Origin of the sequence: Edaphobacter sp. (assembly GCF_028283685.1) — a bacterium.
Taxonomy (GTDB): domain Bacteria; phylum Acidobacteriota; class Terriglobia; order Terriglobales; family Acidobacteriaceae; genus Edaphobacter.
Map to the genome: position 1 here is coordinate 387,507 of NZ_JAPWKF010000006.1, position 21,117 is coordinate 408,623.

The 21,117-nt window shown below is 57.8% G+C and carries 18 protein-coding genes and 1 tRNA gene; 5 read left to right on the forward strand and 14 right to left on the reverse strand.

Annotation, left to right across the window (positions count from 1 at the left end; all coding sequences use genetic code 11):
* Positions 1 to 23 precede the first annotated feature (23 nt).
* Positions 24 to 1,691, reverse strand: a complete 1,668-nt coding sequence (locus tag PW789_RS10210; protein ID WP_299375360.1) for a CTP synthase — start codon at positions 1,689 to 1,691, stop codon at positions 24 to 26.
* A gap of 331 nt (positions 1,692 to 2,022) precedes the next feature.
* Between PW789_RS10210 and PW789_RS10215 the strand changes: the two genes are divergently transcribed.
* Positions 2,023 to 3,711, forward strand: coding sequence for a PQQ-dependent sugar dehydrogenase (locus tag PW789_RS10215; RefSeq protein ID WP_299375363.1), 1,689 nt, complete (start codon positions 2,023 to 2,025; stop codon positions 3,709 to 3,711).
* Between the two features lie 81 nt (positions 3,712 to 3,792).
* Here the strand turns inward: PW789_RS10215 and PW789_RS10220 are convergent, their stop codons facing one another.
* The 5 genes from PW789_RS10220 to PW789_RS10240 all read right to left on the reverse strand — a co-directional run bounded on the left by PW789_RS10220 (position 3,793) and on the right by PW789_RS10240 (position 6,927).
* The gene (locus PW789_RS10220) at positions 3,793 to 4,539 is read right to left on the reverse strand and encodes a hypothetical protein (protein WP_299375366.1); all 747 of its coding nucleotides are present in this window, start codon (positions 4,537 to 4,539) and stop codon (positions 3,793 to 3,795) included.
* Positions 4,540 to 4,669: 130 nt separating this feature from the next.
* Positions 4,670 to 5,221: a cupin domain-containing protein gene (locus PW789_RS10225; protein WP_299375369.1), complete on the reverse strand. Its 552-nt coding sequence runs from the start codon at positions 5,219 to 5,221 to the stop codon at positions 4,670 to 4,672.
* Positions 5,222 to 5,278: 57 nt separating this feature from the next.
* On the reverse strand, positions 5,279 to 5,851 hold the full coding sequence (locus tag PW789_RS10230; RefSeq protein WP_299375372.1) for a TetR/AcrR family transcriptional regulator: 573 nt from the start codon (positions 5,849 to 5,851) through the stop codon (positions 5,279 to 5,281).
* A gap of 81 nt (positions 5,852 to 5,932) precedes the next feature.
* Entirely contained in the window at positions 5,933 to 6,436 is a 504-nt protein-coding gene (locus tag PW789_RS10235) for a DinB family protein (protein ID WP_299375375.1), read from the reverse strand.
* A complete protein-coding gene (locus tag PW789_RS10240) occupies positions 6,427 to 6,927 on the reverse strand; it encodes a YraN family protein (protein ID WP_299375378.1) in 501 nt (166 codons plus the stop codon). The genes PW789_RS10235 and PW789_RS10240 overlap by 10 nt, the downstream gene beginning before the upstream one ends.
* A gap of 100 nt (positions 6,928 to 7,027) precedes the next feature.
* On the opposite strand from PW789_RS10240, the gene PW789_RS10245 reads away from it, so the two are divergent.
* Positions 7,028 to 7,516, forward strand: coding sequence for a hypothetical protein (locus PW789_RS10245; protein WP_299375381.1), 489 nt, complete (start codon positions 7,028 to 7,030; stop codon positions 7,514 to 7,516).
* A gap of 29 nt (positions 7,517 to 7,545) precedes the next feature.
* Here PW789_RS10245 and PW789_RS10250 read toward each other — a convergent pair whose 3' ends face one another.
* Entirely contained in the window at positions 7,546 to 8,832 is a 1,287-nt protein-coding gene (locus PW789_RS10250; protein WP_299375384.1) for a hypothetical protein, read from the reverse strand.
* 150 nt (positions 8,833 to 8,982) lie between these two features.
* Between PW789_RS10250 and PW789_RS10255 the strand changes: the two genes are divergently transcribed.
* The gene (locus PW789_RS10255) at positions 8,983 to 10,722 is read left to right on the forward strand and encodes a glycosyltransferase (RefSeq protein ID WP_299375387.1); all 1,740 of its coding nucleotides are present in this window, start codon (positions 8,983 to 8,985) and stop codon (positions 10,720 to 10,722) included.
* 15 nt (positions 10,723 to 10,737) lie between these two features.
* On the opposite strand, the gene PW789_RS10260 is transcribed toward PW789_RS10255, so the two are convergent.
* From PW789_RS10260 to PW789_RS10290, 7 genes are all read right to left on the reverse strand, one after another.
* Positions 10,738 to 11,514: a glycosyltransferase gene (locus PW789_RS10260; protein ID WP_299375389.1), complete on the reverse strand. Its 777-nt coding sequence runs from the start codon at positions 11,512 to 11,514 to the stop codon at positions 10,738 to 10,740.
* A 43-nt stretch (positions 11,515 to 11,557) separates the two neighbouring features.
* Complete coding sequence (locus tag PW789_RS10265; protein WP_299375392.1) at positions 11,558 to 12,367, reverse strand: glycosyltransferase family 2 protein; 810 nt, start codon at positions 12,365 to 12,367, stop codon at positions 11,558 to 11,560.
* A gap of 46 nt (positions 12,368 to 12,413) precedes the next feature.
* On the reverse strand, positions 12,414 to 13,658 hold the full coding sequence (locus tag PW789_RS10270) for a GNVR domain-containing protein (protein ID WP_299375395.1): 1,245 nt from the start codon (positions 13,656 to 13,658) through the stop codon (positions 12,414 to 12,416).
* Positions 13,659 to 13,684: 26 nt separating this feature from the next.
* Positions 13,685 to 14,509: a hypothetical protein gene (locus tag PW789_RS10275; RefSeq protein ID WP_299375398.1), complete on the reverse strand. Its 825-nt coding sequence runs from the start codon at positions 14,507 to 14,509 to the stop codon at positions 13,685 to 13,687.
* Between the two features lie 101 nt (positions 14,510 to 14,610).
* A complete protein-coding gene (locus tag PW789_RS10280) occupies positions 14,611 to 15,372 on the reverse strand; it encodes a hypothetical protein (protein WP_299375401.1) in 762 nt (253 codons plus the stop codon).
* A gap of 26 nt (positions 15,373 to 15,398) precedes the next feature.
* Positions 15,399 to 16,589, reverse strand: coding sequence for an oligosaccharide flippase family protein (locus PW789_RS10285; protein ID WP_299375404.1), 1,191 nt, complete (start codon positions 16,587 to 16,589; stop codon positions 15,399 to 15,401).
* Positions 16,590 to 16,883: 294 nt separating this feature from the next.
* Positions 16,884 to 16,959, reverse strand: a tRNA-Ile gene (locus tag PW789_RS10290).
* A 285-nt stretch (positions 16,960 to 17,244) separates the two neighbouring features.
* On the opposite strand from PW789_RS10290, the gene PW789_RS10295 reads away from it, so the two are divergent.
* Both PW789_RS10295 and PW789_RS10300 read left to right on the forward strand, forming a co-directional pair.
* Positions 17,245 to 20,289 (forward strand): sensor histidine kinase, encoded by a 3,045-nt coding sequence (locus tag PW789_RS10295; protein ID WP_299375407.1) that lies wholly within the window; start codon positions 17,245 to 17,247, stop codon positions 20,287 to 20,289.
* Positions 20,290 to 20,366: 77 nt separating this feature from the next.
* The gene (locus PW789_RS10300) at positions 20,367 to 21,041 is read left to right on the forward strand and encodes a response regulator transcription factor (RefSeq protein WP_299375410.1); all 675 of its coding nucleotides are present in this window, start codon (positions 20,367 to 20,369) and stop codon (positions 21,039 to 21,041) included.
* Positions 21,042 to 21,117 lie beyond the last annotated feature (76 nt).

Here is a 21,117-nt window from a genome sequence, read left to right on the forward strand (position 1 = left end):
TTCGCTTGATGCCGTATTTCTGATTATGCGGTTTGCGATTCGGCCTGTCCCAGCTGTGCCGGTGCCTTCTTCCCGCGGTTCTTGTAGCTGGCGGCGACGAAGTCGCGGAAGATGGGGTGCGGCTCGAGCGGCTTGGACTTGAACTCGGGGTGGAACTGGCAGCCGAGGAAGAAGGGGTGGCCGGGGATCTCGACGATCTCGACGTAGGTGGCGTCCGGGGTGGTACCGGTCAGGCGCAGACCGGCTCCGGTGAGGATCGCCTCGTACTCGCGGTTGAACTCGTAGCGATGGCGGTGGCGTTCGCTGATCTCGGTGGTCCCGTAGGCCGTGGCGGCCAGCGAGCCGGGTTCGAGCAGGCAGGGCCACGCGCCGAGGCGCATGGTGCCTCCCATCTCTTCGACGCCGGTGAGCTCGCGCAGCTTGTAGATGATGCGGTGCGGGGTGGCGGGGTCGAACTCGCCGGAGTTTGCGCCGGTGAGGCCGCAGACGTTGCGGGCGAACTCGATGCAGGCGGTCTGCATGCCCAGACAAATTCCAAAGTACGGGGTGCCGCTCTCGCGCGCATAGCGGATGGCGTTGAGCATGCCTTCGATGCCGCGCTTGCCGAAGCCTCCGGGGACGAGGATGCCGTCATAGCCGGAGAGCTGGTGCTGGTAGTCGAAGTTGGGCTTGCCGTCCTCGTCGCGGGTCTCGAGGCCTTCGGCTTCGATCCAGGTGACGCGCAGCTTGAGATTGTGGGCGAGCGCACCGTGGACGAGAGCTTCTTTGACGGACTTGTAGCTGTCCTCGTACTCCACATACTTGCCGACGATGGCGATGGAGACCTCGTCCTGCGGGTTATAGGCGCGGTGAACGATGTCCTGCCACTTGGAGAGCTCGGGGGTGGGTGTATCGATATGCAGATACTTGAGGGCGAGGGTATCGACGCCCTCCTGCGCGAAGTTCAGCGGCACCTCGTAGATGCTGGGCACGTCGCGGGCGGCGATGACGGCGGCCTCTTCGACGTTGCAGAAGGCGGCGATCTTCTGGCGCATCTCGCGCGGCACGGCGCGGTCGGAGCGGCAGAGGAGGATATCGGGCTGGATGCCGATGGAGAGCATCTCCTTGACGGAGTGCTGGGTCGGCTTGGTCTTCAGCTCCTGCGCGGCGGCGATCCAGGGGATCAGCGTGACGTGGACGAAGACGGTGTTCTCGCGGCCGAGGTCCTGGCGCATCTGGCGGATGGCTTCGAGGAAGGGCAGGGACTCGATGTCGCCGACGGTACCGCCGATCTCGACGATGGCGACGTCGATGTCCTGCGAGACCTTGCGCATGGCGTTCTTGATCTCGTTGGTGACGTGCGGGATGACCTGGACCGTCTTGCCGAGGTAGTCGCCGCGGCGCTCCTTGGTGATGATCTGCTCGTAGATACGGCCTGTGGTCAGATTGTTGTCACGCGAGAGCTTGGCGTGGGTGAAGCGCTCGTAGTGACCGAGGTCGAGATCGGTCTCTGCGCCGTCGTCCGTGACGAAGACTTCACCATGCTGGAACGGGGACATCGTTCCGGGATCGACGTTCAGGTAAGGATCGAACTTCATCAGGTTGACGCGGAGTCCGCGAGCCTCCAGCAGGCAGCCAATGGAGGCTGCTGCGAGACCTTTTCCTAACGAAGACACAACGCCGCCCGTTACGAAGATGTACTTTGCAGACATTTCCGCGACCTCTTGAATTGCTTTGGAGATTTGTGCGTGGTGTGCACGATTAAGTATCGCAGGGTTATGGGCTTGAGGCAAGGCGGGCGAAGTGCCCCGGGAGGCTGTGCGGCGCATTCAAAAGACGCCAAAAGTAGGTGTGGAGCGAGAAATCTGCATCAAGATTGACGAGCGGATGAGGCCTAAATAGTTCGACCAGCGTCTTATTGCCAGACCCGTAGAAATGGATTAGGGCAAAGGTCCCAAGAGGTTGCAGTGCCTGGCTGCTAGAGTATCTTCCGACCCCGAAAAACATCCCCTGCGCAGACCGCCGGGAGGAGATGGATTGAGCATGAACATGAATAAGACGAGCCTCAAGTTGAGAGATTCCGCCCTGGCGGTCGCTGTACTGGCTGCTTCTGCCGTACTGTCGGCGCAGAGCTTTCATAGTGCTCCCGCGGATGCGGCGGCGCAGGAGAACAAGTACATGTCGGCGGCGGATATCGAGGCCGGCGGCAAGGTCTACCAGGCGCGGTGCGCGGCGTGTCACGGACCGACCGCCAAGGGACAGGCCAATATTCCTGCTCTGGCGACCGGAGCGACCCAGGCGGCCAAGCCGGGCGAGGTGTTCTGGTACATCACCAAGGGTGATTTGAATAATGGCATGCCCTCGTGGGCGATGCTGCCGGAGACGGATCGCTGGCAGGTGGTCAGCTATCTGAAGTCTCTGGGCGGCGGTGGAGCGGCGGCGACGAAGGCTGCTGCCGGTGCCGAGGTGAAGCCCGCTCCCTCGACGACGAAGTTCGAGGCTCCCGATCCGGCGCCTCCGTTCACCGACTTCCGTTTCGAGAAGCCGGGACTGAGCCGCAAGATCACGGTCGCCGACCTGCCGAAGCCTTATGCGACGCAGTCCGCTGCCAATTCGCCGAAGGTCGTCACCAAGCCCGACGGCGTGTGGCCGAAGGTGCCGGAGGGCTTCAAGGTCGAGCTGTATTCCAAGGATGTCGACGGCCCGCGTATGCTGCGCACCGCGCCGAACGGCGATATCGTCGTCGCGGAGAGCGTGAAGGGGCAGGTGACGATCCTGCATGGCATGACCGCCGACGGCAAGGCGGAGAAGGCCAGCGTCTATGCGACCGGCCTGAACCGGCCTTACGGCATCGCGTTCTATCCGGAGGGGCCGAATCCGAAGTGGCTGTATATCGGCGATACCGATGCGGTGGTCCGCTTTCCGTACAGCAACGGCGATCTGACGGCGACGGGCAAGCCGGAGCATATCGCCGACCTGCCGCACGGCAGCAGCGGCCACTGGACACGCGATATCCGCTTCACGCCGGATGGCAAGAAGATGCTGGTCTCGGTGGGCTCGGGCTCGAACGTGGATGACCCGGACACGACGCCGGGCGAGAAGGATCGCGCCGATGTGCTGGAGTTCAATCCGGACGGCAGCGGAATGAGCGTCTACGCCTACGGCATCCGCAACTGCGCGGGCGAGGCGATCCATCCGAAGACGGGCGAGCTGTGGTGCTCGGTGAACGAGCGCGACGCGCTGGGCGACAACCTGGTGCCGGACTACATCACGCATGTAAAGCCGGGTGGTTTCTACGGCTGGCCGTGGTGGTATATGGGCGCGAACCAGGACCCGCGCCATGCAGGCAAGCATCCGGAGCTGAAGACCAAGGCGATCGTGCCGGACGTTCTGCTGAATCCGCATAACGCCTCGCTGGGCATCATGTTCTACGAGGGCAATCAGTTTCCCGCGGAGTACAAGGGAGACCTCTTCGCTGCTGAGCATGGATCGTGGAACCGCTCCGACCGCGTGGGCTACGAGCTGATCCGCGTACCGATGACACCGGCGGGCCGCGCCAAGGGCGAGTACGAGGACTTCATGACCGGGTTCGTGCTGCCTTCGGGTGAGGCGTGGGGACGTCCGGTTGCGGTGACTGCGGCGAGCGACGGCTCGCTGCTGGTGAGCGACGACGCGTATGACGCGATCTGGCGCATCAGCTACGTTGGCGCCGGGAAGTCTGCCGGTAAGTAGTCCTTGAGCAAAGAAAGAGAAGAGACCCGGCCGAGATGGCCGGGTCTTTTTGCGTCTGCGATGTTCTGTTGACGGGATGCTTCAGACGGTGCGCAGCATGAAGTCGGCGAAGGTGTGCCAGGCGTGGCTCAAGCCGATGGGGACGCGGGTGAGGTGTACGGCCATCAGCAGGGCCCCTGCCCAGAGGGTGCTGCGGCTGAGGCGGCGCAGCGTGGTCAGATCGAAGGCGGCGATCATCAGCAGCAGGAGCAGCGGCACGATGTCCTGCGTGGGTGGATGGTGCTGAAAGAGGGCGATGGGCCAGCGTCCGACGGCGGCGTCGGTGAGGGCGATGGTGGCGATGAGGATGAGGCGCTTGTGGGCCTCGGGGCGACGGCGCGCGCGGAAGGAGGCCGCGATAAAGATGGCGAAGAGCAGCATGTCGGACATGGGGATGATGAAGAAGCTCTTCGCGTCGAGCCCGAGCGGACCGGAGCCGCGGCGCATGGCGTCGACCGCGGCCAGCACGCCGAGGACGATCATGCAGCAGGCGAGAGTAAAGCCTCCAATGCCGAGCCTGCGGTGAATACGGACGTTGTGCGTGGCGATGAGCGCGGTCTGTACGAGGAAGAGCACGATCCAGAGGGTGAAAACGGCTCCATGGATATGGATGAGCAGGTTGGGAAGCGGGGCGTGGACGGTGCCGGCGAGGAAGTAGGTGCGGGCGAAGCCGAAGAAGACGATCGCCAGGATCACCAGCGACATGACGCCGAAGAAGATCCTGTCGAGGGCGCGGTGTGGCAGAGAGGCCTTCGGTGAAGGCGCATACAGGGTTGCAGGCGTCGTCATGACGTGTACTCCATCAAGGGATTGTCGTTACGGGGCCCGTGGGGTGAGGTGAGGTGTACTGGCAGGCTGCGGTGAGTGCATCGTAGCCTGCCGGTGGGGTTTCTCTGTGACTTAAAGCGGGTATATCGGCTTAAAACAGGTAGGCCCGGTTCACGCTGGACCGCGTGGGATGGCTGAGAAGGCGGCCGAGTGCGTGAGGGTGCGGGGCGGAGCCGCACTGGCCCGGCTTCTCGGAGGAGAAGCTGTGGCCCATGCGTTCGGCGATCACCATGACGCGGGCGATCTGTTCTGCTGCCGGCACGGTGAAGCGGTAGGGGCTGCCGTGGAGGATGGGCAGGCCAGCCTCGTGGAAGAAATTCCCCAGCGCCGCCGGGCAGGTGATGAGCATGCGGACGTCGGAGTGGGTGGGGTTGCGGAAGCCGTGGATGGACATCGGGTTGACGTTGATGGTCTCGCCGGGGACGGCGAAGCACCACTCAAGCCCGCGGGGCGTGCTGGTGACGAACTCGGGCGCACCTTCGAGGATGAAGAAGGCCTCCTGTTCGGGGTGACGATGGGGAGGGACAACGACTCCCGGGGGAAGAACTGCTTCAAGGACGCAGTACTGATGGTCTGTCTCGGCGGCGGTGAGTTTCCACTCCAGCTCGACGCCGAGAATATCGAACTTCTCGGACGGATTCATGATGATGCGCTTCACTTTCTTCGTCCCCGTCCGCTCTTTGGTGGCGGATGGCGGGAACTAGCTTTTGGTGGCGCGCAGGAGCGTGTCGAGGGCCCAGACTACGGCTTCCTGTGCGTCGGGGCCCGAAAGTCTTCCGCGCTCGCGGAGGAGATCCCAGAATTGAGCGCTGTAGATCGCAAGAAATACGGCGACGATCTGCGCGCGCCGAGGCTCGGGCAGGTCGTCGATGAGGGGAGCCAGGCTCTGCTCGAATGCGGCGCGTCCTTCGACGCCTCCGCGCTCGCGAACCTCGATCCCGGCCGGTGAGTTCAGCACCGCGCGCACCAGCAGCTCGTTGGCGTCGAACTCGCGGAAGACGGTGCGGGCCATGGGCAGGATGTCGCTCTCCGCGGTGGGAAAGCTGACCTGCGTGGCCTCGCGCAGTCTCGCCCAGAGCGCTTCGAGCAGGCTCGCGCGATCGGGGAAGTGGCGATAGACGGTCCGGGCACCCATGCCGGCGGCGTTGGCGATGGACTCATGCGAGAAGGTGCCTCGCGGCCCCTGGCCAAGCTGCTGCATGGCGACCTGCAGGATCTGCTCGCGGGTGGAGGCAGTCTGTCGGTCGCGCAAGGTGGGCATTGCCGAACTCATGACAGTATTCTGCCGTTAAGGCATTGCAGTGTCAAATTACCGCTTGATAAAGATCTTGTTTTTGCAGGAGAAAATGATGGTCTAGCCCTGAGATTGTGCCCGCACCCAGGCTTGCAGAGGATCCAGGTGGTGGCGCAGGTGGGCGATGTAGTCCTCGATGACGAAGCCGAGCGAGACGACGGTACCGCCCACGGTGCCATGGTTGGAGAGGCTGTGCTGCGGAACCTGGCGGATGGTCCAGGCGAGATGGCGGTTCAGCGCGAGCCAAAGATCGAAGACCTGCTTCCACTCGCGGCCTGCGTAGTGCTGCAGCGCGATCCAGGTGTCGGCGTCGTAGCTGGGCAATGGCTCCGGGCTGATCTGCAGGCGCACGATGCGGGCAAGATTGTTGGTGGCGGAGTCGGTGAGATGCCCGATGACCAGCTGCGGCGACCATTTGCCCTCAGCGAGCGGCGTCGCCGCCAGTTGCGGCGTCAGGCGGCCGAGCCATGGCGCAGCGGCATCGAGCGTCGCAGAGAGCTGGTCTGCGAGTGCGACAGGGTCGAGCAGCTTTGGATCGGTCGGCGGGGTGTAGTTCACTTCCACGAGAAGGCTCCTTGATAGAGAGCGAAGTCAGGCTCGGAGTCTGGTTGCAGATGGGTGTCCGAGGGGAGATAGACGGAGAGAATGTCGAAGCGGATGGGCGCCTGCTGCGCTGCTGCGGGGAGCCGCCGCTGGTAGGCCTGGGCGAGCCGGAGCAGCGTGGTCTGCTTGTCGGTATCGACTGCGGCCTCTGCCGCGACGAGATGCCGCTGCGAGCGGGTCTTGATCTCGAGGACGCAGAGCGTGCCGCTGTCCCAGGCGACGAGGTCGAGATCGCCGCGCAGCTTGGCGGATCGCCATCGCCGCGCCACGACGACGTAGCCGCGCCGGCGCAGGTAGAAGACGGCCTCCCGTTCGCCATGCTCGCCGGTGAGCAGATGCGCCGGCCGCTGGCTGCGGCGACGCGCGAGCGCTGCCAGACGGCGCATGGTGCGCGTCTGGAGGCGAAGCCATGCTCGCTGCAGCAGCGATGCCGACGGGGAGGTTGTCGTCATGGGCTACAGATTATAAGAAGAGGGCGGGGGCGAGGGAACATTCGCGGTGGCAGGAAGCGTCTAATATTAGGCGAGTGATTTGAGTGAGGTGGAGGAATCGATGACGCTGTTGAATGCGCCGAAGTATGACGCCGGGAACGAGAAGCGCAAGAGCGTGCTGATCTTTGGCGGAATCGGCTTGGTGCTTGTCCTGTTGCTTGTGGGAGTCGGCGGATTTCTGCTGGGGCACGGCTGGATGTTCACCAATACGCATGCGGAACATACGGTGGACCACTTCTTTACCGCGCTCGAAGCCAAGGACTACAACAAGGCGTACGGCATCTGGATGAACGATGCCGACTGGCAGCAGCATCCGCAGAAGTACGACTACAGTCTCAAGCGCTTCACCGAGGACTGGACCACGGAGAGCCCGGTCGGCCCGATCACGACCCACCACGTCGACATCTCGAAGACAGACGGCACGGGAACCTTCGGCACGGGCATCATCGTGGCGGTGCGCGTCAACGGGGGGAAGAAGATCTTCATGTGGTACGAGAAGAAGGATGGCACGCTGACTTATCCTGCGCCGCATGAGCTGGAGTACAACTAGCAGCGGAAAGAGTGCCGGAGATTTCGCTGCTAACCGGAGCTCTTGACTGGTTCGGTAGACGTTGCCGATGCGATCGTGGTTAGGACGAGACGAATGATCCTTGCCATGCCCCATAGTGGCATAACAATAAGCATTAGGGTGAAGATTTCCGTCATGAACATACCGGACTCAATTGCTAGATCAAAGGCACAGAGAGCGAGAACACACTGAAAGGTGAGAGTGATCGCTGATTTGGTGCGGGATGCAAAGTAGAGATGCCGCAGGCTGGCTACGAGGTAACCCAGCAAGCAGCTAAAGATGAGACCGCCAACAAGGTTGAAAAATAAGTCTGCCTGGATGAAGAACTGAACGTTAGGGCCAAAGCCCTCACTATTTCCTAAAATAATAGACCCAAGAGCCTCTTGATAGGAGGCCAGACGGAGAAATCCAAGCGTATCGGAGAACAGGTTGCTGACGAAACCAAAGAAGCTGGCATCCAAAGCGCCGATAATGGCGTCCCGTCTGGGGAAGTAGTACAGGATGACGTCTCCTGAAAGCAGCACTCTTGAGAAAAGGTTGGACACGCCCATCATGAGGCTACCCTGATCTTTGGTTGTAACGAGAAGAGCAATGCCGATGGCGGCTCCCAAGGCAATTAGTGTGTACTTACGTGCAGCCTTCTGGAGCGCGACTCCTACCCCCATCCCTTTGTGGTACACGACAAGAGACATGACATAGACCACGGGCAGGAGAACGCTCTTGCTACCTCCGAGTATGACCAGAGATGTGGCAAGAAAGAGCATGAATAACACCAGTCGCCGCTGGTGTCCTAAGGCCGCCATGAGGATGCAGCCACAACAAAAGAAAAGGTAAGGCCCCATATTGAGGCGTTTGATAGTGCCTAGACCGCCTGTCAGGTCAGTCACTTTTGCGGCGCTTGGGTTGTCGGATAAAAGTGGAAATCCGGCAGTCAGGCCAAGAAAAAGATTGCCTGCGACAATGATGGCGCATAAAAGTACGAGGATGGTACATAGGTCGAACACGCTCTCACTCTTTAGCTGTATTCGATCTTTGGAGAGGCGGGCCTTGCGGCGACAGACGAATCCTATCCAGAAGGCAAAGAGGAAGCCGACATACTTCCAGCGGTCTGTGTTATTCCAAGGGAGAGCAAACATCAGTGTCGAGTCTGCAATGAGTATGAGTACGTACATCGTCAGTGGTTCAAGCGCAGCAACGATGTAACGACGATAAGCGAGATAAAGTACGACCGCTGCAATGACGATTGAAGCCAGAAGGGCGTTGGGGTCAAGTCCGAGACTGCTGATGAAGTCAAACAACCCGCCCTCCTCTATGCTGATCGATTGCTGGCGGTCTATGCTTTAAAAAGCACAAAGCGCGTGTCGCACAGTACGGAATTGATTGTATTGAAATGGGATTGAGAAATCGAACGATCCGTTGTGATGCAGGTTTAACGGATGAGGATATTGATGAAGGCTTTGGGAGATACGGATTTCGCTATTCAAGCAACAGCTCCCGAGATCAAGCCAGTCGAGCTGCTTGCCGTTATCGTGCTATATAAGATGCATCTTGACGAATCGAAGAGCTACCAGAGCCTTATGGTGGCGGCAGAAAATGCATCGCTGGACGTTATCTCTCTGCGCGTCGTCTTGTACGACAATACGCCGGGGGCCCTTCTTCCTCCCGATTTGCCGACTGGAGTTGAGTACTACCACCCATTTCAAAACAAAGGTCTTGCTGAGGCTTACAACTTTGCTGCTCGTATTGCTGAGGAAAAGGGTTGTCAGTGGCTCTTGACCTTGGATCAAGACACGGAGCTCCCTGCTAATTTTTTGTCGCGAATGGGAGAGATTGCAATCAAGGTAGCGAATACCCCCCGGGTGGGAGCGATCGTTCCTCATGTTGTCAGTGGTCAGCGGCTGCTTTCACCATATTGGTTCTGGCGTGGCGTGACGGCTCGCTGGTTTCGAAAGGACTATGTTGGGATTCCAGACGATGCTGTTTTTGCCTTCAATTCGGGCACGATGGTGCGTGTGACAGCACTTCAGCAGATCCATGGTTACGCGAGATGGTTCTGGCTGGACAATAGCGACACGCATATGTTCTATCAGCTGCAACGATATGGAAAATCGGTGTACATCGCAGGCGATCTTCAGCTAGAACACAACTTCTCGATGCTCAGTATTGAAAAGAGCATGTCGCTGGAGCGTTATAGAAACGCTCTCTCTGCAGAGTCGGCATTCTGGGATCTGGATATGGGGATGCTTGCAGGCGGCGAAAGAACTTTACGGCTCCTTGTTCGTTATTTCAGGCAGGTGAGAAGCACTTCGTCGAAATATCGACGGGTGACGGGGCAATTTCTGCTTCGCAGGTTATTTTGGACAAGGCGTGGCAGGCTCGCCGCCTGGCAAAAGGAAATGGTGGAGCGCTTCGGTGATTCCAGGCCAGAGATACAACCTGCTGCAATGAACACTAGGCCATTACCTCTTGAGCCAAAAATCTCAGTATGCATGGCTGCTTACAACGGCGAAGAGTTTGTAGAGAAGCAGTTGAATTCAATACTTTCGCAGCTTGGCAGTCGGGATGAAGTCGTGATCGTGGAGGATAAGTCTACAGATCGGACCTTGTCGGTGATTCAATTGATACGCGATCCGAGGATTCGTTTGATTCAGCACGAGCGCAATTGCGGTGTGGTTGCGACATTTCAAGAAGCAATGGAAAACGCAACGGGCGACATTATTTTTCTGTCTGACGATGATGATATCTGGGCTCCCGATAAAGTAGCCAAGATGCTGGAAGCGTTTCGTTCGGATCACTCTATCCAGATCGTTACGTCAGGTGTTTCATTGATCGATAAGGACGATAATGCTACGTTCGACGAAATCTATTCAAACCAGGTTAAGTTTCGACCAGGTTTTTGGAAGAACGTCGTGGTGAATCGATACCAGGGGTCGGCGATGGCATTTCGAGCAACGCTACTGGCACATATTCTTCCTTTGCCAAAAAATGTGGAGTTTTTGCATGATGCCTGGATTGGGACGAGCAACGATCGCATAGGAGGGAAGGTCGCGTATATCGATGAACCCCTTCTCTTTTACAGGCGTCATCCGCGGAACTATAGCCGCCAGATATCCCTTCTCAGTAGGCTGAGGTGGCGCTATCAACTTTTAAGAGAACACTTACGGTTTTCCTTGGGCGTGGTTCGATAGCGGATGAGGGAATGCCTAGCTTTTAGGCGCTGCTTTTTGTCTAAGATACGAACGTAACTGCAGAAATCTGAATCGAAGACGCGCAGGTAAGATATACGGCCATCCGAAGTTCTTACGAACAATTTTGTATGTCTCGCGATTATCTGTAATGTGTGCCGTGAGTCCATCACTGTTGTGATTGGCCACCACGTGATCGAAGTTTGCAATGATGCATCCTGACTTTAACAATCTCTGGTTAAGATCGAAGTCGCCGAAGACCTTATAGGTTTCGTTGTATCCAAGGTGCGATGTGCGCCGGTAGAAGGTCCCCTGGTGGTGCCAGGTGTTTACGATTTTGGAGAGAACTCCCGTTGTAGAGATAAATTGGATGGAATTATCAAGCAATACTCGACAGCAGATGACATCCACCCGACTTGCTGCGCACTTCCTGAGCTCCTGCCAAGGGACCATGAGGAGACGGTCGCCGGCGTTCAGGTGGAGAATGTACTGGCCGCGGGCAAACTGGAGCCCCTTGTTCATTGCGTTATAGATGCCGCTATCTGGTTCGCTAAGCCAATAATCGATCCTAGATCCAAATGATTGAAGAAGCGCTACAGTCCCGTCGCGGGATCCGCCGTCGATCACAACGATCTCGAGATCCTGTATCTTATGAGGCATAATGCTTTCAAGGATGTCTTGAAGATCATCCTTGTCGCAGAAGACCACGATAATAATGGAGAGCAGGGGGTGGCCTTGAGGCGTCTCTGTCAGCCGTGCTCCGCCCTCCACTCTTCCTGGTGCTTCTGTTGCCATGACATCTTCCTGTATTCACATGCGTCAGCAGGGGGTTGACCTGCTAGACCGAGGTAATCTTTCCAGAGGTAAGTTTTCCCAGAATACGGTTCATTATGTTTAGTGGCGGCCTCACGAAGTTGCCGGGCAAGTGTTCGTCCAAGCAATATGCCTTCCATACGATCCAGCACCAAACCCTTTGCATTTTGCTGCCGCTGTACTTGCAGACGAGTTGATAGAGCTCTTTGCGGCGAGCTGGGGGATCCAGTTGCGTTAGGCTGCTGGTGTGGATTCGATAAAGAGCGAAGTATTGTGGAACATAGAGAACGCTCAACCCATTAAGGTAGAAATCATTCCATAGTTTCCAGTCGAAGCCGTAGTGGAGATTCTCGTCAAGTTGTATCGAGTTGCGACGCCAGAATGTGGCTGGCTGCAGAAACATGTCATACCGTCTGATCCAGGCATGCGTCATCCGGTTAGGGTGTGTCGGAACAATAGGTTGAACCATCTTGCCGTGATGGTTCATGTAGTAACCATCGCCTGTAATGACATCAACACTAGGTTGCTGGCTGAAGATTTCGGCTACGGTTTGCAGGGTCGTCGGGCTAAAGAACAAATCATCTGAGTTTAGCCAGCACACAATCTCTCCCCGAGCCATATTCAGGCCCCTATTGATTGCCTGGGCTGGACCGGAGTCTTTTTTTTGCAGGAATGTAGAGGGATATCGGGCTACGACATCAGCAGTATCATCGGTGGACATTCCATCAAGCACAATGTGCTCGATCTCTTTATGTGTTTGACCGAAGATGGATTCAAGACAGTCCTTGATGTACTGCCCCTGATTCCTGCTGGGGGTGATGATCGTGATCAACATGCAGTCTAACCATTATAGTTCTCATATTGCGTCGCTCAAGCCTTTATTAGGTCCGCAATGAAGCAGCTTTTTCAAGAGATGCGATCCGCTCAGCAGTAGCTGGATTCTCTTTCGCCACTGCCAGATATTGCCTAAAGATCACGACGATGGCACCGATGATTGTGCCCAGGATAGTGAATGCAGCCATAAGCAGTAAGCGATGGGGGCCCGATTTTTTGTCTGGTATGGTGGCACGATCGATGATCTGCAGCACAGGGGCTTCGCGGGATTCGTCGAGTCTCGCCATCTCGAATTGCTTGGATAAAGCCTCAAACAGTGACTCGTGATACTTCACGTCACGTTGCTTTCGAATGTATTCAAGAACCGATGCAGGGACTTTTGAGGTGGGAACCTGGATATTTCCCGGTTGCTGCTGTTGATCACTATTTTGAAGGTTTTGCAATTGGTGCTGCATACCAGAAATATCGCTTTGCAGGCGAATTACTTCCGGGTTCTGATCCGTGGCGCTCTGCCGCAGAGTTGTAAGTTCAACTTCACGATTTATGATTTGCGCGCGAAGGTTGGCCATGGTCTGTATTTCGGTCTGTGCCTGTCCCGTGGGGGAAATGAGGCCGGTGGCTTCCTGCGTTTTTTTTAGCTCTACTTCCGCATCTGCCAAGGCGTTTTTTTCATTCACAAGCTGCTGCTCAAAGAATAATCGTCGCTGTGATGCCTCTGTGAGGGCGAGTCGACTGTTCTGCCGCTGCAATTCATCGAGAAATCCATTCGCAATATCGGCAGCACGGTCGGGATTGTTTTCGTCCACGCTAATCTTGATCATCGTGTCTTTGCCGGTCGTAAATTTGGCGTGTGATTTCAAAACTTTTTCGGTATCGCTAAGTTTCTTTGTCTTGTAAACATCCTGGAGATGAAAGCGTTTGATGATTGCATCTGCAATCGTGCGGCTTTGCAAAATACCGACATAGACCTCTCCAGAGTTCTTGAGTCCCGTTAATGCTCCAACGGCTCCCATCGAGCTGATCTGCCCAGCCAACTGTGACATGGCACTCCCCGGTGAACTTTGGGGCGGGATAAAGAGCGCTTCCGCGGTGAATGTCGGTTTGAGCACGAAGAACACAAGGATAGTCGACAGGATCAGGAATCCGAAGCCCCATCGAAAGATCGTCCTCTTTCCTTCAAGAAGAAGTAGAAGGATGGTGAGACTGTCGATTCTGACGGGTTCGGTGTTGCTCGCGATGGTCGATTCGTGCTTCGAGATCTCCGGTTGCGAGATTAGTGATTCTGGCGGCATGATAATACTTTTACTCCCGCTAAGAGCTACGTGTTTCTGCGGATGACCAACATATTATTGTCATCATTGTTCATGGCATTTGGAAGCTCTACGAGAACGAATTCATGATTTGGAAATCGATGGGAATAGGTGTTTTCGAGCACTGTTCTCCATTCTTCCAGGGCGCCTCTCGTAATGTCTTCGACAATATAAATACCACCTGGATGGAGGTGCTTCAACGATCCGTCCAGGAATGAAATATTCGCTTCGAAGCTGTGGTAGCCATCATCGATAATGATGTCCATTCCTCCCTGCATCTCGGGTTGTGACCATAGGCTGGATATCGCAGTCTGGTCAAGCTGGTCACAGTAGAAGGTGGAAATGCGATTTTCTTGGAAGAGGATATCGCGATCGAGATCCGCGCCAAAGATCCGCGCAGAGGGGAAGACCTCCCTCCATCCGCGGAGAGACGCCCCCGGTTTGGCATTCTCTCCCATGTAGAACGGCATGCTTGGATTTCCGCTTCCGAGGCCAAGTTCGAAAAGGCGCAGGGGTTTATCCTGCAGGCTATGGAAGAGAGCAGAATAAACTTTCGTATAGTCGTGACGACCTATACCCTTGTCGCTGCCATGCCAGGTCATGATATGGCATATCTTCGTGACCCTAATGACGTTGATACTGCCAAGCTGGTCCTTCAACTTGGAGGCGGTCTTTTTAGCCGGGAAGCTTTGAACCTTCGGATTGCGACGGGATAAGAGAGAGGCTCCCCGGCGGGGTAGATAATGGCGCCCAGTCCACCAGACCCAATCAATGGACCGATAGGCCTGAGCCGGAAGATTTTTTCGTAGGAACTCTCGAATAGGAGCGATCATTTATTTTCTATCAGTTCAATCATAGCTGGAGTCGCAGAGCAATTTAATGTCTTCAGGAGGTCAGCGGAAGAGTACCTGAGCCGGAAAGGGTTTTCTTTGCGCTAAAGATAACTGTGCGCCGCAAAAAGCCTCCGCTTGAATTGATATAGCTTTTTCCGGGCAAAGGCCTTGATCGGGTTGATCTGGTAAGCGGCATCTAGAGTTCCGGAGATACCCTCGATCTCGGGTAGATCCGGAGGGAGCTCCCATCGCCCCCACTCGCTTATCTGTCGATGGATCGCCTTAGCAAGGATGTGCTCGAAGTAGACGCCAGCCGAATCGTTCATGAAATCCTTCAGCGGAAAGAAGTAGTTTTCCAAAAATTTTATCCTGCCTCCAAATGCACGGCTGTCTGCCCAGGAGAGATTCTTCGTTAGATTGCAGACTATGTCGACGTCGGGATTCTGGGCGATAAATTTGAGGAAGGAGTGAGCATTTCGCAAATAGTAACGACCAGTTGCTTTAAGAAACAGTGGAGACTCTGTTAGGAGTCGCGAGTTCTGCAGCGCGTACTCGAGGCAGAAGGTTTCACCATACCCTTTTCCGAGCCGGCCATCGAAGGTGGGACAGGTGAAGGACAGCAGCTCAATTTTTTTATCTGGAACGGTGTCGGCAATCTTCTGAAACTCCGTGAGGTCGAAGCCGGAGTTTTCTACAAGCACAATCGACTGAACGCCGGGATTGCTAATCCAGCGAGAAAACGCCTGCTTGTAGTCATTGAGGCGTATCTTTGGGTCGGTCCGAATGGTAAAGCTCGTGTCTTTGACGATGACGGTTGCTGTCAAAAGCACGCACGGATTACCAGGTTGCTCTGCGTGTGCCATCGAAAAATTCTATCTTCTGCGCGGCATCATGCACTTGCGTTTCTTGTCTGGGCTTCAAGTTTTTTGATAAAGCGGGAGATATACCAAAAGCTTGGGATGAGGATGAAAACCGTTTGAGAGATGACGGAACCGTAGACGACCCCGGACAGCCCAATCTTTTTCGTGAGGAAGATCGAGATACCCAGATTGGTCGCTGCCATGAGTGACCAGCTGACCACCTGGAACATCAGCAGTCTCGTTCCATTCATAAACGCTGAGATTGGCCCGACAAAGCTGTTAGTGATTGAACCAAGCGTAAGGCCAACAAGCAAGAGCGCGGTTGGTGTGATGGAGCGGCCAACCCACAGGTGGATGAGGGGCGTCGCAATTACTGTCAGGATGAGGGCGCCGGGAATGACGGATATCGCAAGGAGTCGAAGGGATCGAAGGTAGGTTCGCTTGATCCATGAAACATCTCCGCGGGCCATGGCTTCACCATATGCCGGCCAGAGAGAGAACATGAACAAGCCGGAGACGGTGGGAATGAGTTGAAACAGCTTGAGTGGTATGGCGTATTGGGTGACGCTATCGACTCCTAGCACCTGTGCGATGACGAGATTGTCCGATTGGTAACCGATGGCCATGGCAAGCTGCAATACGAAAAACATCAGGCCTGCCCCAAGGACCTCCCTGGATGCTTCTCGAGAGAAGCTCATCCAGCGGGGTCGAAGCCAGGGGCGTTCTTTGAAGAGGCTGATATTGTTTGCAGCTAGGGCCAGGACGGGCGTGCCAACAATGGCTCCGATGAGCCACGGAAGACTTCCATGGAGATGAATCGCGAGAATCAATCCTGCAAGACCTGCGATCGAGGCTCCAATGGTCCAGAAATTATTGATAAACCCTTCCTGGTAGCCGAACTGGATTCGTTGCACAATTCCTAGCGGCAGACTGATAAGAAAGGATGCGATAAACACAGCAACAGAGGGGCCGGACTCTCGCGCTGCCAGGGCTGAGTGGACGTTGAATATTCTAGTCCAGGAGATAAATGGATAGGATGCGAAGAAGATTGCGGTAAAGACACATGCAATTGCCAATAGCACAAAGAAAGCGCTTGAAACGTATCGTCGTGCTCCTTCGCGATCATCTTTTCCGGCACAGTGCGAGATGGCGTTCATCAGGCCGTTCCCAATGCCAAAGTCAGCAAAGGTGAGCATCGCGATCAGCGAGTTGATCGTCAACCATACGGAATATCGTTCGGAGCCTAGGTACTTGATGGAGAGGCGAATGGCGAGAAACGATACAGCTACAGAGATCAGCTTTGCTCCGACCGCGGAGATCGAAGTGATCGCAATTCTGCGATGGCGATCCTGGGTGCGGCCACTCTCTGTAGAGATATCCGAACTGCCTACACGGACGAGAGTTAGAAGACGTTGACTAGAGTGCTTCAATTTGGACACAAGACTAATAAGTATACCGTTGGGGCTGGTGCAGAGACGTCTCGCCTCTTGGGTTGGGGGAAGCACAAGAATGAATGGTGGGCCCAGAGGGATTTGAACCCCCAACCAAGGGATTATGAGTCCCCTGCTCTAACCGTTGAGCTATAGGCCCTTTCTCGGGTGGTCTTTACGTGCCGGTGAAATCTCCGGGAGGCGCGGGGCGCATCGCGTGCGATGTCTCCGGCCCAGTGGCTATTGTATGGCTTCGTTGTGGCAGCTCCAAGCCGCGAAGAGGCGGAAGCCCCGAGCGACAGAGATGCGCAGGCGATAGGAATGCGCAGGCGAGAGGAATGCCCGAAGCCCTGCTGTGCGTTAGTCTGTGTACTCGATCCGCGAATCCTGAATACGATTGTGTTCCTTTATGGTGCGTTCCCCTTCCTGGAGACTTCGAGGGCTCTTGGGCCTGTGCGCGCTGGCGGCGATGTCTGCCGTCAGCGGGTCGGCGCAGCCTGTGGAACGGCGTCTGCAGAACTACCACCATACGGGCTGGGGTTCGGAGAGCGGGATTGGGCTGGTCTATGAGACGTCGCAGTCGCAGGTGGGATACCTGTGGCTCTCCACGTCGAAGGGCGTCTATCGTTTTGACGGGGTGCGCTTTCAGAGCCTGAACGCGGCGACCAATGGCGTCCTTCGCGATGGCGAGGTCGATGCCGCGATGACCTCGACGCATGGCGGTGTGTGGCTGACGACGCGGACGGGCGGCCTGCTGCTGTGGAAGGATGCGAAGCTCTACGACTTTCACAATCGCCGCTGTACGCAGGGGCGGCGGCCGGACGGCATGAGCGAGGCTCCGGACGGGTCGTTGTGGATCGCGTCGTCGGCGGGGCTGGCGCATCTGCACCAGGGCATCTGCGAGCTGGTGAAGGGCAATGGCTATCCCGGAGGCTATGCCGGTGCCCTGCTGGCGGACAGCGCGGGGGCGTTGTGGGTGAAGACGCTGAACGGTGACTTGCTGGTCCGCCGCAAGGGCGAGGCGGAGTTCCGTCGCAGTGGCCCGGGGGATGGAGATGTGCACGCGGGGGCTTATCTGCATGAGGCTCCGGATGGAGCCATCTGGCTCTCCGACGGGCGCGGGCTGCGCAAGGTCGGCAACCGCGGCGACAGCGTGCCGCATCCCTTCGATCCGGCACATTCCGAGACAGGCCGCGGGGACAGCTTCGGCAACTTCGTCTTCGACCATGACGGCAACCTGTGGGCGGCGACCCTGCAGGGCCTGGCTCGTTTCACCGGCGTGGGCCAGCAGCCTCTGGGAGTTGGTCTGAAGCAGATCGCCGGGGAGCACTACGGTGCGGTGGACGGGCTGAGCTCGGATAACGTGCGTTCGCTGATGGTGGACCGTGAGGGGACGGTGTGGGCGTCGACCAGCTCGGGGCTCGATCGCTTCCGACGCACCACCTTCTCCGTGGTGCCTATTCCGCCGAGCAAGGACTATCAGCTGGGCGTCGCTGCCGGAAGAGATGGCCGCGTGTGGGTGGGAGGCCGCAGCCTGCCGTTGACGGAGATCAAGCCCTCCGGAGCGACGCGCACCTTTGCGGAGACCTCGAACGCACTGGGACTGCGCAGCGACAGGCTCGGCGAGGTCTGGTCCTCCGGCAGGGGCACGGGCGATGCCAGCTTGTGGAGGACGGAGGGGGCGGGTATCGTTGCGGTTCCGTATCCCAGCGGCAGGGTCAATGTCTGCGCCGCGATTGCGATCGATCGCAATGGGGAGCTCTGGCTCTCGACCTATGGGCTGGATATCCTTCATCGTGTCGGAGGCGTCTGGAAGAACGAGACCCCGATGCTGGGCCGCAAGCCTGGGGTTCTGGGAGCGATGGCTGGCGACAGGGAAGGGAACATCTGGTTCGCCTTCTCGAACAAGGTGGTGGAGTGGGATGGGAGCGGCTTTCGGCGATTCTCGTTTCCTGACGGAGATCTGAATATCTCGGTGACGACGCTCGCTGTTCGCGATGGAAGGCTGTGGATGGGGGGCGGCGGAGGTATTGCGCTGATGCGCGATGGCGTCTTCCGCAAGATGCGTTTTCAGCATGAGGAGATGCCGGGCCGCGTCTCGGGGGTGGTGGAGACGGCCACGGGCGACCTGTGGGTCAACAGCTACTCGGGCGTCGTGCATGTGCCGGCGGATGAGCTGTCGCACTGGCTGCGTGACCCAGGCTATGCGGTGAACGGGGAGTCGTTCGACGCACTCGATGGACTGCCGGGTCTCTCCGGCGAGCGCTTTCCTGATCCTTCGGTGGTGCAGGCGCCGGATGGAAAGCTGTGGTTTGCGACGGTGCGCGGAGTTGCGTGGCTCGACCCGCAGATGCTGGAGCGGCAGCGCAACCTGCTGCCTCCCCCGGTACGGATCGAGGCGATCATTGCGCATGAGAAAAACTATCTCGACGGGCCGCAGAAGAAGATCACGATTCCCGCGCACACGACCAGCGTGGAGTTCGACTATACCGGCCTCAGCCTGGCGATCGCGGAGCGTGTCCGCTTCCGTTATCGGCTGGAGGGCGTGGACCGCAGCTGGCAGAGTGCAAGCACGCGGCGCGCGGCGTTCTATACCAACCTGGGGCCGGGCCGGTACCGCTTCGACGTGATCGCGTGCAACAACGACGGTGTGTGGAACGAGCAGGGCACCTCGATCGACTTCACCATTGCGCCTGCCTTCTACCAGACGTGGCTCTTCCGCGTTCTTGTCGCGCTGGCACTGCTGCTGCTGCTGTGGACGATTGTGCAGATGCGCATCGCCGCGGTGACCGGGCAGATGCGGGCGCGGCTGGCTGCGCGATCCGATGAGCGCGAGCGTATTGCGCGCGAGCTGCACGACACGCTGCTGCAGAGCCTCTTCGGCGTGATGCTGCAGTTTCATGCCATCGCCGATCGGCTCTCGCCGCATGATCCTACCAAGCAGATCCTGTCGGAGACGCTGACGCGCGCCGATTCGGTGATGCAGGAGGGGCGGGAACGCGTGCGCAGCCTTCGCGCCACGGAGACGGAGTCGGGCTCGCTGATCGATTCGCTCTTGACGACGGGGAACCAGCTGCAGGCGCTGCGTCCGGCGGGCTTCCACCTGGAGGTACGCGGAAGGGCACGGGCGCTCAAGCCGGAGGTCCAGGAGGAGATCCTGCTTATCGGCCGCGAGGCTCTGACGAATGCGTTTCTGCATTCTCATGCGCAGTCGATCGGCATGCTCATCCACTTCCGTTCGCATCTGCTGCTCGAGGTGGAGGATGACGGCCGCGGCATCGACGAGGCGGTGCTGCGTGCCGGTGGCCGCGATGGCCACTGGGGGCTACGCGGCATGCGCGAACGTGCGTCGAAGATCCAGGCGCGTTTCGAGATTGTTCGTCTCTCTGAAAGTGGGACGCGGGCGACGCTTCGCGTTCCGGGAGCGATCGCCTATGCGGGAAGACGCAGCGCTCTGCGTAAGCTGTGGGCGAGGTTGCGCGGACGATGAGGCACAGGTGTTGCAGGGGGTTCTCTCCCCACCCTTTCGGGTAGAGGCGGGCAGGCGGTTGGAGACGTATCATCGGCATGACCGGAAGTGCAGGTGCTTTCCGCGATGGATGGTTTGTGGTGAGTCAGGGAAAGCAAATTCGTGTCTTGATCGCTGACGATCACCCCATGATCCGCGATGGCCTGGCGATGGCGATTCACTCGCAGCCCGACATGGTGCTGGTGGGTGCGGCGACGGGAGGGCACGAGGCGGTCGCGTTGTTCCAGCTGCATCGGCCCGATGTGATGCTGATGGACCTGGTGATGCCCGACCTCGGCGGCATCGATGCGATCGATCGTATCCGGCAGGATTTTCCGCAGGCGCGCATCATCGTGCTGACCACGTACTCCGGCGACATCCAGGCTGCGCGTGCGTTGAAAGCGGGAGCCTCTGGCTACCTGCTGAAGAGCATGCTGAGCACGGAGCTGGTCGATACCATTCGCCGCGTGCACATGGGGCAGCGCAGGATTCAGCCCGAGATTGCATCCGAGATTGCATCGCACATCGATGCCGACAGGCTGAGCGAGCGCGAGGTGGATGTGCTGACGCAGGTAGCGACGGGAAGCTCGAACAAGCAGATCGGCGTGAAGCTGCACATCTCCGAGGACACGGTGAAGGGCCACATGAAGAACATCCTCGCCAAGCTGAAGGCGAACGATCGCACGCACGCTGTGCTGATCGGCATGAAGCGCGGCTATCTGAAGCCGGAATAAACGGGCGTCTCGCAGGCGCGATTTCCCATAAGCCGTCTTCGGCAGATATGCTTTCGCTGACACCGATAGCGCGAGG